At 37.7% G+C, this 15484-nt stretch carries 15 protein-coding genes; 12 read left to right on the top strand and 3 right to left on the bottom strand.

Annotated features, from left to right (window positions below; all coding sequences use genetic code 11):
- The first annotated feature begins 54 nt into the window (after positions 1–54).
- On the top strand, positions 55–828 hold the full coding sequence (locus tag ACQ7EO_RS10835; RefSeq protein WP_434277248.1) for an enoyl-CoA hydratase: 774 nt from the start codon (positions 55–57) through the stop codon (positions 826–828).
- A gap of 15 nt (positions 829–843) precedes the next feature.
- On the top strand, positions 844–1869 hold the full coding sequence (locus tag ACQ7EO_RS10840) for an enoyl-CoA hydratase/isomerase family protein (RefSeq protein ID WP_434277249.1): 1026 nt from the start codon (positions 844–846) through the stop codon (positions 1867–1869).
- A gap of 107 nt (positions 1870–1976) precedes the next feature.
- On the opposite strand, the gene ACQ7EO_RS10845 is transcribed toward ACQ7EO_RS10840, so the two are convergent.
- The 3 genes from ACQ7EO_RS10845 to ACQ7EO_RS10855 are packed head-to-tail and all read right to left on the bottom strand — an operon-like array spanning position 1977 to position 4844.
- Complete coding sequence (locus tag ACQ7EO_RS10845; RefSeq protein WP_434277250.1) at positions 1977–2888, bottom strand: alpha/beta hydrolase; 912 nt, start codon at positions 2886–2888, stop codon at positions 1977–1979.
- A gap of 1 nt (position 2889) precedes the next feature.
- Positions 2890–3771 (bottom strand): alpha/beta fold hydrolase, encoded by an 882-nt coding sequence (locus tag ACQ7EO_RS10850; protein ID WP_434277251.1) that lies wholly within the window; start codon positions 3769–3771, stop codon positions 2890–2892.
- A gap of 20 nt (positions 3772–3791) precedes the next feature.
- Positions 3792–4844: a sugar phosphate isomerase/epimerase family protein gene (locus tag ACQ7EO_RS10855; RefSeq protein WP_434277252.1), complete on the bottom strand. Its 1053-nt coding sequence runs from the start codon at positions 4842–4844 to the stop codon at positions 3792–3794.
- Between the two features lie 179 nt (positions 4845–5023).
- On the opposite strand from ACQ7EO_RS10855, the gene ACQ7EO_RS10860 reads away from it, so the two are divergent.
- The 10 genes from ACQ7EO_RS10860 to ACQ7EO_RS10905 all read left to right on the top strand — a co-directional run bounded on the left by ACQ7EO_RS10860 (position 5024) and on the right by ACQ7EO_RS10905 (position 15432).
- Entirely contained in the window at positions 5024–5632 is a 609-nt protein-coding gene (locus ACQ7EO_RS10860; RefSeq protein ID WP_004821566.1) for a TetR/AcrR family transcriptional regulator, read from the top strand.
- 424 nt (positions 5633–6056) lie between these two features.
- The gene (locus ACQ7EO_RS10865; protein ID WP_434277253.1) at positions 6057–6551 is read left to right on the top strand and encodes a MarR family winged helix-turn-helix transcriptional regulator; all 495 of its coding nucleotides are present in this window, start codon (positions 6057–6059) and stop codon (positions 6549–6551) included.
- 65 nt (positions 6552–6616) lie between these two features.
- The gene (locus ACQ7EO_RS10870; protein ID WP_434277254.1) at positions 6617–6955 is read left to right on the top strand and encodes a DUF6616 family protein; all 339 of its coding nucleotides are present in this window, start codon (positions 6617–6619) and stop codon (positions 6953–6955) included.
- A 160-nt stretch (positions 6956–7115) separates the two neighbouring features.
- Positions 7116–7808: a hypothetical protein gene (locus ACQ7EO_RS10875; RefSeq protein ID WP_314337364.1), complete on the top strand. Its 693-nt coding sequence runs from the start codon at positions 7116–7118 to the stop codon at positions 7806–7808.
- Positions 7809–8031: 223 nt separating this feature from the next.
- Complete coding sequence (locus ACQ7EO_RS10880) at positions 8032–10239, top strand: TonB-dependent siderophore receptor (protein ID WP_434277255.1); 2208 nt, start codon at positions 8032–8034, stop codon at positions 10237–10239.
- Between the two features lie 168 nt (positions 10240–10407).
- On the top strand, positions 10408–10662 hold the full coding sequence (locus ACQ7EO_RS10885) for a hypothetical protein (RefSeq protein WP_239045623.1): 255 nt from the start codon (positions 10408–10410) through the stop codon (positions 10660–10662).
- Positions 10655–11413, top strand: a complete 759-nt coding sequence (locus tag ACQ7EO_RS10890) for a Fic family protein (protein WP_434277256.1) — start codon at positions 10655–10657, stop codon at positions 11411–11413. The genes ACQ7EO_RS10885 and ACQ7EO_RS10890 overlap by 8 nt, the downstream gene beginning before the upstream one ends.
- 395 nt (positions 11414–11808) lie before the next feature.
- Positions 11809–13095 carry a salicylate 1-monooxygenase gene (gene salA / locus ACQ7EO_RS10895; protein WP_434277257.1) on the top strand — a complete coding sequence of 429 codons (1287 nt, stop codon included), beginning with the start codon at positions 11809–11811 and terminating at the stop codon, positions 13093–13095.
- Between the two features lie 45 nt (positions 13096–13140).
- Complete coding sequence (locus tag ACQ7EO_RS10900) at positions 13141–14490, top strand: MFS transporter (protein ID WP_434277258.1); 1350 nt, start codon at positions 13141–13143, stop codon at positions 14488–14490.
- A gap of 48 nt (positions 14491–14538) precedes the next feature.
- Positions 14539–15432, top strand: coding sequence for a LysR family transcriptional regulator (locus ACQ7EO_RS10905; RefSeq protein ID WP_434277259.1), 894 nt, complete (start codon positions 14539–14541; stop codon positions 15430–15432).
- Positions 15433–15484 lie beyond the last annotated feature (52 nt).

A 15484-nucleotide genomic window follows, 5' to 3' on the forward strand; every position in this document is an offset into this window, starting at 1 on the left:
TAGAGTTAATCGCTGTGTATCAGATGATAGGATAAAACAGATAAGGAAATGAATATGCAATTTGAAACCATTTTACTGGAAAAACACAAAGGCGTAGGCTTAATTACACTCAATCGCCCAAAGGCTTTAAACGCATTAAATTCAAAATTAATCCAAGAAGTAAATTTAGCTTTAGATGATTTAGAAAAAGATCAGGATATTAGTTGTATGGTGCTGACTGGTTCAGAAAAAGCCTTTGCAGCAGGTGCTGATATTAAAGAAATGGCGGGATTGAACTTTCCCAATATTTATTTTGATGATTTTTTTAATCTTGCCGATCGAATTGCGCAACGCCGTAAACCCTTAATCGCAGCTGTCAGTGGTTATGCCTTGGGTGGTGGTTGTGAGTTGGCACTGATGTGTGATTTTATTTACTGTGCGGATAATGCCAAATTTGGCTTACCTGAAGTCACTTTAGGCGTGATTCCAGGCATTGGGGGTACGCAGCGTTTAACCCTTGCCATAGGTAAAGCCAAAGCGATGGAAATGTGTTTAACCGCTCGACAAATGGGGGCAATTGAGGCAGAACTGAGTGGTTTAGTTGCCCGTGTGTTTAGCCCCGAAGAGCTTTTATCCCAGACTTTAAGTGCTGCTGAAAAAATTGCTGAAAAATCATTGGTGGCAACAATGATGATCAAAGAATCAATTAATCGTGCCTTTGAAGTGAGTTTGGCGGAAGGTTTACGTTTTGAACGACGAACCTTTCATTCAATTTTTGCTACTTTGGATCAAAAAGAAGGCATGCAAGCCTTTGTTGATAAACGCCAAGCCAACTTTAAAAATCAATAATAGGATGAAGATGGGATGAATACTGAAAATCATTTAATCATCGAACAGAACGCAGCGCTGGGTATAATTACTTTAGATCGAGTGTCCAGCCTAAATGCACTGACTTTGGATATGATCAATGGTATCCGTACTCAAGTTGAAACTTGGCAAAATGATGCTGGCATTCAAGCGATACTGATCAAATCCAATAGCCCAAAAGCATTTTGTGCAGGCGGTGATATTCGTTATCTTTATGATTGTTATCAAAATGGTACAGATGGCCATAAAGGCTATTTTATTGCTGAATATGACATGTTGAATAGCATTCGCGCGTCTAAAAAACCGATTGTGGTATTGTTAGATGGCTATGTCTTAGGTGGCGGTTTTGGTCTGGCGCAGGCCTGTCATATTATTGTTAGCAGTGAAAAATCACGTTTTGCCATGCCTGAAACAGCGATTGGTTTCTTTCCTGATGTTGCAGCAACGCATTTCTTGTCGCGTTTAGATGATATTGGGGTCTATCTGGCAACCACAGGCGACCAGATCAGTAGCAGTGATGCCTTATATTTAGATTTGATTGATTATCATGTTCCTAGCCAACAGTTTAATCCCTTACTTGATGCGCTGAGCCAATCAAGCAATTTAAGCAAAGACCATATTGAACAGATAATTTCTAAATTCATTACCCGTCCTGTAGAAAGTGAACTCAGTGCATCGGTCGAAAACATTCGTAAGCATTTTGGCTTTGAAAATTTGCAAGATATTGAAAAAAGTCTTGAAAATGAAAAAGACCAACAGCATCAAGCCTGGGCAAGCAAAGTCTTAAGCACTTTGCAACAACGTTCTTGGGTGGCGAAAAAGACCAGTTTAAGACTGCAATACTTGGGACGGGGATTGTCATTACAACAATGTATGCAGCTGGAACGAAATTTACAGGATATCTGGTTTGAACATGGTGATATTCTTGAAGGTGTTCGCGCTTTAATTGTCGACAAAGATAAACAGCCCAAATGGCAGCAACAGAATGCAACGCTAGATAAAATATTGGCTGAATTAGGTTAATATCTTTAATGCGTATATCAGTTCTGTTTTATAAACATTCAGATACTTTTAAAGGCAACAAAAAAGGAAATCACGCGATTTCCTTTTTTCACGATGATCAAAAGCACCTATAAATCAATCTTATCGTATATAGCGTTGGCTTTCTCTGTGATTGCAGTCATATGGATTGCACCATGAATCATTCCTGCTAGAAAATCAAATTTCACCGAGACACCAGCATCTCTCAATCTTTCAGCATATTGTTCACCATCATGGCGCAGTGGATCATATTCACAGACAAAAATTGTTGCCTCAGGTAAGCCTTGTAATGACTGTGCCAGTAGGGGGCTCACCAACTCATTGGTTTTGTCAGAATCACTATTTAAATATTGATCCCAACAATACGCCATTGTTGCAGTGGTTAAGCCATAACCATCCGCATAAGTTTCATAGGATTTACCCTGCATCGTGGCATCTAAGGCTGGATAAAACAGCAGTTGTTGACTAATCTGGATTTCTGGATGCGCTTTAGCGAGTAAGCATGCAGCCGCTGCAAGGTTAGCGCCCGCACTATCACCGCCCACAGCAATACGAGTTTGATCAAGACCTAAACTTAAAGCCTGTTCTTGAATATAACGAAGTGCTGTAAAAAAATCTGTCAACGGTACTGGAAATTTGAATTCAGGCGCTAGGCGATAATCCACTGAAAAGATAACATGCTGTGTTGATTCTGCCAGTAAACGACATGAACGATCCCATGCATCTAAACTCCCCAAACACCATCCGCCACCGTGGGCAAATACTAAAGCTGGGTTGCTTTGTAGCTGCACCAAAGCATAGGGCGTATATACCCGAACTTGGATTTGAGCTTGATCAGAAGTTGTGACCCAAAAACTGAATTGATAGCTGGGATCTTGCTCAATACCTTGCTGTTGTATGATGTCCTGATTTACCTGCGCTCTTAATTCACAAAGTGTGTTTGCAGTTGTTGCAGCAGGTCTAGCGTTAAGCCAGTCTGCAATTTGATGATCTAAAGACATCTTATTGCTCCTGTTGTAGAAATTCTAAAATCAGGGAACAAAACGCTTCGGGTTGTTCCTCCATAATAAAATGACCACAATCTTTGACAATTGCACTGGTTAAATGTGGTGCAACTTTTTTCATGGTTTCATAAGGTGCATCATTGGTTGCCTGTTCTGCACCAATCGCCAATACAGGCATTTCTAGATTTTTAGTTGCGCGGATTTTATTTTGATGAATGGTTTCGGGGATTGAACGATAGTAATTAAAACCTGCTGTTAAACGTCCCGATACTTTATAAGCCTCAATATAAGTTGCAGCGGCGACTTTATCTCTGTGCCACGACCACTTATCAAAAATATAATTAAGATAAGTTTCTTCACGTCCACTGACCAAAGCTTCAGGTAAGTCCATCACTTGATTAAACATGAAATGCCATAGAAAAATATTTTCATCAGCTGAAACAAAAATAGGCGGTGGCGTTGCCAATCCGGGAATAACGGCTTCAGTCACAGCCAGAGAAGTAACAGATTGGGGAAAATCAGCTGCAAGTGCATAAGCAACCCACATCCCGATATCGTGACCAATCACTGAATAAGTATCATGTCCAAGTTTTGACATTAAGCTGGATAAAATTGTCGCAATTCGCCCCGTATCATAACTTCCATTCAGCGGAACAGAATATCCCGTCCCCGGTGGATCCACAGCAATTGCCTGATAACCGTTGGCTGCCAAGACGCTCATTACATTTCGCCATGCGTACCATGTTTGTGGCCAACCGGGGATAAGTAATACAACAGGACCACGGCCTGTAGAGACATAATGAAGTTTTTTACTGTCGATATGGATGTAATGATGCTGAAATTGATCGACTAAATTTTCATGTGTTGTAATGCTTGTCATAGTAAATTCCAATCGCTGCCTTAGATACCCAAAAGTTGATTTATTTGCAATTGATTGACAGGCGCTGCGGCAAAATCATCAAAGGTTTTATCAGTAACATGGATAATATGCTGTTGAATAAACTCAGCACCTTCACTTGCACCATCCTCTTTATTTTTTAAGCAACATTCCCATTCCAAAGTTGCCCAGCCCTGATAGTCGTTATGTGCAAATTTTGAGAATATTGCTTTAAAATCAACCTGACCATCTCCAGTAGAACGGAATCGACCTGCACGATCTCCCCAATTTTGATAGCCCCCATACATCCCTTGGCGACCTGTCGGGTTAAACTCAGCATCTTTAACATGGAACATCCGAATAAAATCTTTATAGATATCGATGTATTCCAAATAGTTCAGTTGTTGCAGCATAAAATGACTCGGGTCAAAAAGAATCTGACAACGTGGATGGTGTTGTGTCCGTTCTAAGAACATTTCAAAGGAAATGCCATCATGTAAGTCTTCGCCAGGATGAATTTCGTAGCACAGATTGACATTATGTTCATCACAAGCATTGAGGATCGGCATCCAACGACGTGCAAGTTCATCAAAAGCAGTTTCAATAAGTCCAGCGGGGCGTTGAGGAAAAGGAAAGATATAAGGCCATGCCAGTGAACCTGAAAAAGTTCCCATATCTTGTAAACCTAAACGGGCAGATGCTTGCACAGAAGCCAACATTTGTTGTTCAGCCCATTGAGTTCTAGCTACTGAATTTCCATGTAAATGTGAAGGTGCAAAACCATCACATAAAGCATCATAAGCTGGATGCACAGCCATAAGTTGGCCAAAAATATGCGTTGTCAACTCACTAATTTCTAAACCATTATTTTGTAAAATCCCTTGTATTTCATCGCAATAATCTTGACTTGTGGCTGCTAAATTAACATCAAATAAACGCTTATCCCATGCTGGCAGTTGTACGGCCTTAAAGCCTTTATCGGAAACCCATGCGGCAATGCCCTCTAAATTATTAAATGGGAAAATATCATCACTGAATTGTGCGAGATGAATACTTGGACCTTTGATGGTTTGCATAGCTAAACTCAATTGGTTGTCGATCGACAAACAATAGGCTTTCTTTTGAATAAAAACAACAAGTTTTTAAAAAAGAATCTAAAAAAGGGCAGCCTCTCCAACAAATCCTATTGATTTATTTGCGAAATTTATTTTTTCGAATGATAATAAAAAATACTAAATCGGATTGAAGCGTCGTTATGGCTGGTAGACCAAGAGAATTTGATAGGGAAAAAGCACTGATTCAAGCGCGTGATTTTTTCTGGCAACATGGCTATGAAGGGACTTCGATGTCAGATTTAGTCGAGGTCTTAGGTATTGCTTCAGCACGTATTTATAAAGCCTTTGGCTCTAAAGAAGCGTTGTTTCGAGAAGCTGTTATACACTACGAAGAAAATGAAGGCGGCTTTGCGATCCACGCTTTACAACAAGCAAATATTAAGGATGCGATCAGTCAATTATTTCAAGATGCAATCAAACTCTATACCCAGAATAACCATTCATATGGCTGTATGGTTGTGTCATCTGCAAGCGTATTAAGTCAGGAAAATCAAAGCCTTTTAGACTGGATGAAGCAACAACGTATTGAACGTGGTCAAAGTCTGGTTAAGCGCTTTAAACAGGCGAAAGCGGATGGGCAATTATTAGAACATGCTGACCCTGAAATATTAGGGCAGTATTACGGACTAGTACTACATGGATTATCCGTTCAAGCCAGAGATGGTTATTCAGAGCAAATGCTTTTGCAAATCATCGATTTTTCCCTTAAAAATTTAGATCAATATCTAGTTTCATCTTCAAAAGCTTAGACCTAGATCAGCAATAAAAATGTATAAGTGATGAATATTGACTTGGAATATACATCGTATGATTGCGACTTATTTTGTTGAGTTTTAAGCCTTGCTTTACGGCGAATAAATTGGCGTTTCTTCACTTTGAAAGGGCAATATTGAATGGGTTTTAATTGATGAACAAATTAAACTTTAACAATATATTTCAATAAATTATAAAACTTCATGAGCTAGGCTCTATGTTATTCAAAATAATATTAAGAATTATTTTAGCGATTTAACACGAGATAAAGTAAACATAAAAATTAATCTGAAAAAATCTGTTTTAGTCCATTTAAAATTGATCAATTTAAGCACTGTTTTTTTTGGTAAAGAATCTATCTTGACACAGCTAAAATATTCAATATATAGTTAGTCACCATACTATATGGCTAAATACTAAATGAGTCTAGAACAGAAATACACCGCGCTTTTGCATGAAGCGCAACGCCGTAAAATGGCAGATATTGAAAATTTACGCCTCTGTTTTCAAACGCTTTCACTCGCTTCAAGTATTGATCGAGACTGTGCCGCACAGCTTGCGCCTTATGGCTTATCTGAAGGGAGATTTGTGCTTTTATTTCTCCTTGATGCAGCTAATGATGCTGTAGCGCCTAAAACTTTGGCTGAACAAGCGGGAATTACCCGTGCCACAGTCACTGGACTACTGGATGGTTTAGAACGTGAACAATTGGTAGAACGTCACGCAGATCCGGAAGATCGTCGCGCGTTATGTATTCAGCTGACGGCAAAGGGCAAGCAAGTCGCAAAAACTGTGTTTGATCAGCATAGTCGCTGGATTGCCAGTCTGTTTGCTGGGTTAACCCAAGCTGAACGTGAACAATTAACAGGTTTACTTGAGAAAGTGGCGAAAAATCTTGTTGATAAGCGCTTATAAAATATTTATATAAAAATCTTTTTAAATTATCGATATAAAACGTTGAATTAAATCAAGGAATAATCATGAATCACTATCTCATTGAACTCTATACACCCAATGCAGTTTGGCAAGCTTTACCTATACAAGAGCGTCAACAATATTTGGCTGATGTTGGCGCAGCTATGGGAGGCTTGTCTAGTCTGGGTGTCGAGCTTTTAACACTCACCGAGATTGATACTGTAGTTGATCAAAGTAGTTATCATCGCTTTATGGGGATTTGGCGCTTTCCAAATCAACAGGCACGTGATGCATTGTTAACAGGTATTCAAGCAAGTGGTTGGTATGATTACTTCGATCATGTAAATGCTGCAGGGACGGAAGGTGATTTCCAGCAACACCTTGATGCTTTAGCAAAGTTTTAGCTTAAGAAGTAAGGGCTTATGATAAAATATTTTGTTCTAAATTATTAATTAACTTTATTATTAAGTACAATTTATGACTTAAATTAATGAATTTATATTTAGCAGGAAGGACAACAATAAAGTGGTTGAAAACTTATATAATATGGAGAGGATTTGAGCAATGGCGACTAGTCTAAGTGGTTCTTTGGATTTAACCCAAATCGCATTAAAAATAATTGAAAATACTTATGGATTAGTATTTATCAGTGTGCTTTTGGCTTTAATTACATTTGGTGGTTTTGTTTATCTTCTCTCGAAATCTGGTGTCTTCTCCAGTTTTGCAACTTATACAGAACATACGAGTAAAAAGTTTCACAAAGAAATTGAGTATAAAGAAAAGCTTATAGATGATACTTCACTAAGTGAGTTTAAAAGTGCTATGGAGCACCACATAAAAGTATCTAAACTTGAAAATTTTTTAAAGTATAAGAATAAAGATATTGATGTATTGAAATATGCTCTTTTAAGTATGGATAGCAAAAGAGCTTTGAAACTTTATAAACGGGGTAAAGATTTCTTAGTAAAAGATCCTCAGACAAAAATGTTTAAGCTTAAAGAGGGGATGACACTGGAAAAGATTAAGCGGAGAGAAATATTTGGTCTATGTGTATACATTTTTATTAACTTGATTGGTGCTGCGCCTTATTTGGTACAAGTTATTATTACTCTATTTAGGATCAAAGGAATTCAGTGGTTTAGTTTATTCGATCAACTCATGATTTTTATCGCATTTTTAATCCTCTCGCTGATAATAGTGGCATTTTTGTTTAACCCAAGAGCAGCTCAAAGCTTCCTAGAAATCGAAAAAATTTAATCTAAATCAAACCAAATTGATATACAACATATTCAAGTTGCATATCGAATTTGAAACAATGAGGCATAAATTCCTCTCGAGAATTTATATCTATTCCACTCTATCGAAATATTTTTTAAAGCTTAAATATCTTATAGAAATGCTTGTTCAATCGAAGAAAATTGTGAATACTCATGCGCATAAATTTAGGCTGTAAGATTATCTTTGGGGTTAGACAATTACTGTGAAAACGTATCCATTTTCTCGTTTACAAAAAGCATTACTGGCAATTGGTTCATTTTCATGTCTAGGGCTAAGTTCAGCATTGGCACATGCTGATACTGAAAAAGATAAACAACAGCTTAAAACGATTAAAGTAAGTGTTCAAACAGAAGAAACAACATCAACTGCTTATTATCAACCCAAGGTAAATTTATCAGGATTTACTCAGCAAAATCTTGCTGAGATCCCTGCATCTATCAGTACAGTCACCGCTGAACGTATCGTTGACCAACATGCAAAAAACCTGACGGATGTTGTTAAAAATGATGCTGCAATCGGTGATGGCTATGCGCCCATTGGTTATTATCCAAACTTTATTATGCGTGGTTTTGGGTTAAATCTTGGATCAAGTTATTTGCTCAATGGTCATTTGTTGCGTGGCGAGCAAAATGTGGCGCTTGAGAACAAAGCACAAGTTGAAATTCTAAAGGGTATAAGTGCAATCCAAAGTGGGATGTCAACACCGGGTGGTGTCATCAATTATGTCACTAAACGTCCAGAAGACATTCATGCTATTACCGTTGAAGTAGATAGTCATGGTGGCAATCGTGTCGCAACTGACTTGGGTGGCTGGTTGGGAGAAGAGCAGCAGTTTGGTTATCGACTGAATCTGGCCAAAGAGGAAATTCATCCTTATGTTGAGCATGCAGATGGGCAGCGTTTATTTGGTGCTTTGGCTTTAGACTGGAAGATTTCAGATCGCTCAAAATTAGAATTTGACATTGAACCACAGCGTCAACGTCAGCGCTCAGTCGCAGGTTATCAGTTACTGGATGGTACAACTGTACCCACTGGGGTTAAATGGGATCGTTTACTTGGCTATCAAAGCTGGAGTAAACCAGTGACCAATGAAAGCCTAAATGCCAGCTTAAAATATATTTACCAAGTCAATGACAACTGGACAACAAATCTGTCTGCTGCACAAAGCCGTGTCGTGATTGATGATTATTCAGCATTTCCGTGGGGTTGTTATAGCAGTACTTGCCAAACGACAGGTTTAGGTAATACTTTTGACCAAAATGGTAACTATGATATTTACGATTTCCGTAACCCTGATGACAGCTTCTTAACCAATCAATTTAAAGCAGGATTAAACGGCAAGTTTAGCACTGGGGCTTGGCAGCATAAGCTAAGTTTAGAACTGTCACATACAGGGAAACGGCATACACAATATAATGCAATCAATGAATTGGTCGGTACAGGAAATATTTATAATGATCCTATAACGTATGCGCCTACTGATAAAACTTTAGGTAAACATTATAAATCATTAGACAGTCAACAAACTGCACTGAACTTAATTGACCAGATTGACTTTAACGCTGAATGGTCAATGCTGTTGGGTGGTAAATTGATGCACTTAAATGAAAATGCCTATGATGAAGATGCAAACAACATCCGAGAGACCAATTTTAATCGTTTCTTGCCACAGTTTGCGTTGATGTATCAACCTTGGGAACAGACTCATCTCTATGCTTCTTATGCCAAAGGATTAAGTGATGGTGGACAAGCCCCTTGGTTTGCTACTGGTATTCCTGATCAAGGTATTGAAGGTAATGCTTTTAAAACGTTAGCACCGATAAATTCAACTCAGTATGAATTGGGTCTTAAGCAGCAGTGGCAAACATTACTGTTTACCGCGGCATTGTTCGATTTAACCCAAGACAATCAATACACCAACGCAGACAAATACTTTGTCACGGATGGTAAGCAACATAACCTTGGTTTGGAATTGGGCTTACAGGGACGCTTCGGGCAAAATCTAGATATGACTTCTTCTTTAGCTTTGATCCGTTCACGTTTAAAAGAAATACAAGTGGCAGATTATCAAAGTCATCAAACTCAGAATGTACCAAGTGTCCGTTTTGCTAATCATCTGTCGTATCGAGTACCACAAGTAGATGGCTTACGTTTATTGGCTGGCATGCAATACAGCAGCAGTAAATATGCCAATAAAACAGGTACAGTAAAAGTATCAGGCTATAGCGTGTTTGATATAAGTACAGCTTATAACTTCCGTGCTTATGGTTATGACAATACGCTTCGATTCAACATTGATAACGTGTTTAATAAAAAATACTGGCGCGATGCGGGGAGTTTTTTAGGCGATGACTATTTATTTCTTGGTGCACCACGTACAGCACAACTCTCGTGGACTGTGGGTTTTTAAAGTAACTTGCTGAGCCTATTGGTAATTTAAATTGAGATGTAAACTAAGTTAATATTTGACAGTTAGATAATTTAATTAACGAACCATCAATAGCATCTCATTTTTTATTAGCGTAGAAGTTACCCATGTTGTTATAATAGAGGGGCAGTTTTATTAAGGAACTTTGTGATGCTGAATGTGAATGAAATTCCACATAAAGGGTTGAAAAGATATATAGCGAAACTTGCACGTCAAAACCATATAAGCTATATCAATACTAGAAGTAGTCTATTGGCTCAAACGATTACTCGTTTAGCTGATGATGATGTTAAACCAGACGAAACTGAAAAATTAGTGATTGCTTTACGTCGAGCAAATGTGATCGATGGTTCACAAATGTTGATTTTGCTTGGCCGTTATTTTGATGAAACTCAACATGTTTGATCCCTTTAATGATTTTGAGACAAATGGTTATTTACGCAATTTCAGAAAAGATAAAAATTTAGAAATCGTTAAGCGTTTTGAACATGCTTATTTTGAAGCGAATATTGATACAGCCTTAGATTTTTTAGCATCATGTCCACGAATAACTTATGCGGACTTCCTAAAAGTTCATCATATTTTGTTTTCAGATTATTATCCTTGGGCTGGCCAAGATAGATCAATCACTTCACCAAATTGCGCGATAAAAAAAGCAGATACATTATTTGCACATCCTATGTCAGCACAGCTTGCTATAGAACAAGGCTTAAGTCTAGCCAATGATCCTAAAATGATGAATCACAAGTTTGGCGAGACCATGGGATTATTTGCATATGGCCATCCTTTTTTAGATGGAAATGGTCGTACTATGCTGCTAGTTCATATTGAACTTTGTTATCGTGCAGGATTCTCAATAGAATGGGATAGAACAAATAAAATAGATTATCTCGTAGCATTGAGTAATGAGATTGATAAACCAGGTAAGGGAATCCTAGATAATTATTTACTCCAATATAAGACGACTGCCGCAGACCGTACTTCTTGGAGCAATCACATTTCAGCAATTCATGGCTTAAATGGAATTCATGGTGATGTTCAAATTGGTGAGGATTTATCTGATCCAACAATTGCCGAAAAGTATGAAAAATTTGAAGAACAGCGTGGTTACACGTATATCAATGTAACCTCTGAAAAGTCTAAATCTAAAAAGTGATCTCAATAAGAAAAATAGTGTTGTATAGACAAGGTTCTTAAATATTTTATTTAAGTCTCAAATAAATTTATGAAACTAAGCGTGATATTTAAAACACTCTTCAAGAAATAGAACAATAATTTAGTTATATCAATACCTTAGAATTTTTCAAAAAGTCCTTTTTTAAAACTATAAATCAACATAAAATTCCCCTAATCCTAGCTTTTCCCGTGGGGAGAAGGAACTTTCAATACCAATATGATTCACTCAACATGATCATTTTTTGCTTTAGGAAAGAGATTTATTTAAATAAATATCAAAAATTTAGATAGTATAAACTTAAAAATATAAATTGGATTTATTCTAAAAAATAACCAATCATAGAATTCTAAGCGATTTAGTAAGGAATGCTAAAAATGGACAAAAAAATTAGAGTTGCTGTGATTGGTGGCGGTATTGCTGGATTAGCACTCACGACTCAATTGGTCAAAAATAAACATTTAGATGTACATCTCTTTGAATCCGCATCGCAGTTTTCCGAGATTGGTGCAGGGATTTCGTTTGGTGCCAATGCAGTTAAAGCCATTCAATTATTAGGTCTAAGTCAAGAATATGAATCTATTGCAGATCAGGTAAAGGCACCATACACCGATATTTGGTTTCAATGGCGTAATGGTTATACCGATGAGTATCTATCCGCATCGATTGCGCCACAAGTCGGACAATCTTCGGTACATCGTGCAGATTTTCTCGATCGTTTAATTCCGTTAGTGCCTTTAACAAATGTACATTTTAATAAACGTGTACAAGAAATTGAGGCAGATGAAGAACAAGCGACAATTCACTTTATGGATGGTCAACATATTACATTTGATTATGTGATTGGTTGTGATGGGATCCGTTCAGTCGTCCGAAACCATGTGCTTGACTCTAATCAATTAGCGCGTGTTGAACCACAATTTTCGGGGACTTGGGCATATCGTGGAATTATTAAATTTCAAGATTTTAAGCAAGCTATTGCAAAACTGGGAAATGATGCAGAAATTGCCGATGTACCGCAAATGCTTTTAGGGAAAGATAAACATATCTTAACTTTCCCAATCCGTCAGGGTGAAGAAATTAATATTGTCGCGTTTAAGTCAGATCGCACGCAAACCGTATTAGCAGAGAATACACCATGGACATCGCCTGTTTCAAAACAAACGATGCTGGCTGATTTTGCAGACTGGAGCGAGAGTTGTAAGGCATTATTAGATCTGATCGACTCACCAACAATTTGGGCATTACATGAAATTCAACCTTTAGAAACCTATAAAAACAAAAGCAATAATGTGATTTTGATTGGCGATGCTGCTCATGCCATGTTACCGCATCAAGGTGCTGGTGCCGGACAAGGTTTAGAGGATGCTTTGATTTTAGCTAAATTATTAGAAAACCCTGAGCTGACATCTGAATCTATCAAAGCTGTATCTGAAATCTATGAGCAAGTTCGATTAGCGCACGCCGTGAAAGTTCAAAATACCTCGCGTGAATCAGGTGAAATCTATGAGCTATATTCATCGAAATATCCTGATTTTGAATCAATAGGGCAGCATCTGGCACAGCGTTTTGACTGGTTGTGGCAGCATTCGCTTGAAAATGATATTCAGACAGCTAAAGCAGCATTAGCAAAACAACTACAACACACTGAAATGACGACTTAAACAACAAAGATTACAAACAGGACAATATGACCAGGGAGGTCTATTATGCAAACCATAAATGCAAATGAAATTATTGATCATGCCAAATTAAAAGCCATTCATTGGCGGGTGATTTTACTCAGTGCATTGATCATTATCTTTGATGGTTATGATTTAGTGATTTACGGTGTTGCTTTACCCAAGTTGATGGCAGAATGGAAAATTGACAGTATTACGGCTGGATTTCTGGGCAGTGTCGCTTTATTTGGGATGATGTTTGGTGCAATTATTTTCGGTAGCCTGAGTGATAAATTAGAAAGCTATGGATTTAGCCGCAAAAAATTAATTATTTTATGTATCTGTTTATTCAGTGGTTTTACTTTACTTTGTGGTTATGCCAATAATCCACAAAATTTTGCAATCTTTCGGTTTTTGGCTGGTTTGGGTTTAGGCGGAGTCATGCCAAATGTAATCGCCTTGATGACGGAATATGCACCTAAAAAACTACGTTCAACCTTGGTTTCCTTAATGTTTAGTGGTTATGCAGTTGGTGGGATGTGTTCAGCTTTATTAGGAATGTGGTTAGTCCCGCAATTTGGTTGGAAAATCATGTTTATTCTAGGAGGCACACCACTTTTACTCATTCCCATAATCTGGAAGCTGTTACCCGAATCGATTGATTATTTGGTACGCCGTGATAAAACCGACCAAGCCATTGAGATTCTTAAACAAATTGACGGCAATATTACCTATACGTCTCAGACTCAAATTGGTCTTCATCAAGACAATCAATCCACCTCTAAAACCCCGATCAAGGATTTATTTGCAGAAAATCGTGGGATGGTAACACTCTTATTCTGGGGCAGCGTATTTATGGCGCTTGTACTGGTCTATGCTTTAGGTAATTGGTTGCCTAAATTAATGGTAGAAGCAGGCTATGATTTATCGACCAGTCTGGTTTTTCTATTGGCTTTAAATATTGGGGGAATGCTTGGTGCAATTTGTGGTGGCTACTTAGCGGATCGTTTTAATCTGGCAAAGGTATTATGCTCACTGTTTTTAAGTGGCGCGATCGCATTAATCTTACTGAGTTATAATTTACCAATGGTCATTCTTTATTTTTGTATTGCGGTTGCAGGTGCTGCATCAATTGGTGGGCAAATCTTATTATTGGCGTATATGTCCCAATTTTATTCATCCAATATTCGCGCAACAGGCTTAGGAATGGCTTTAGGTGTGGGACGCTTAGGTGCAATCTTAGGGCCAATCTTATGTGGTTGGTTGCTAAGCTTAAGTCTGCCCATTAATTATAATTTTATCGCATTATCAATCCCCTGTATTATTGCGGTAATGAGTGTTTCAATGATTCACTTACGCTTGAAAAAAAAATTGGCGGTGAAAGCGCTACAAATCTAAAAGTAGAGCAGGGAGGTCTACCTCCCTCATTCAATAGAGATATTACAATTGATTGATCTAAGTCTTATTAAAGTTTTTATTATCGTTTTTGAAACTAAAAATATTAGTCATGCGGCTGAGCGCCTCAATTTAAGCCAACCTTCTGTCACCTACAATCTAAATCGCCTACGTAAATTTTTAAATGACCCTTTATTTGAACGAGACAAATTTGGGGTCAAACCGACCAAGTTGGCACAAAGTTTATACCCAAGCTTTAGACAAGCAATTACCGATATTGAAATGGCAATTACAGCGTCTAAATACTTTGACCCAAAAACCTCAACTCGGATATTTCGTTTAGGCTTATCTGATTTAGGTGAAATATGTCTACTACCTTCGTTAATTCAATACCTTTCTAAAGAAGCACCATTTATTAAGGTGGAAATTGAAGAAATTCAATCGCATAAAGTAGAAGACTGGCTGACTGAAGGTTTTTTAGATGTTGCTGTATTCAATAGTAGTTATACCGTTATGCCTAAAATTGAATCACGTAATTTATTTGAAGAACGCTATATGTGCATTGCGCATAAGTACCATCCACGTATCAGGGATACACTGAGTTTAGAACAATATTTTCAAGAAAATCATGCTGCTATTAAATCTTCAACGGGTCATATTGAAATTGATCAAAGACTGAAAGAACTGTCCTTAAAAAGAAAAATCATGCTTGAGCTTCCTCATTTTAGTGTTTTACAAGATGTTGTGACCAGTTCTGAATTATTAGTGACTTTGCCTTCACGGGCGGCAAAAGTTTATGCGCGTAATGGTGATGTCAATATTTTTGAATTACCATTTTCAGTTAAACCATTTAATGTGAGTGCCAATTGGTATAACCATCGAGATGACATAGAAGCCAGAACATGGTTTATCCAAACCCTACAAGAACTTTTCCAATCGCTATAACGCCGTATTCTTATTTGCAATGCATTAAAAAAACAGTGAATAGAGCCATAAC

The sequence above is a fragment of the Acinetobacter sp. CE-15 genome (genome assembly GCF_051059255.1).
In the GTDB taxonomy this organism is placed as follows: Bacteria; Pseudomonadota; Gammaproteobacteria; order Pseudomonadales; family Moraxellaceae; genus Acinetobacter; species Acinetobacter guillouiae.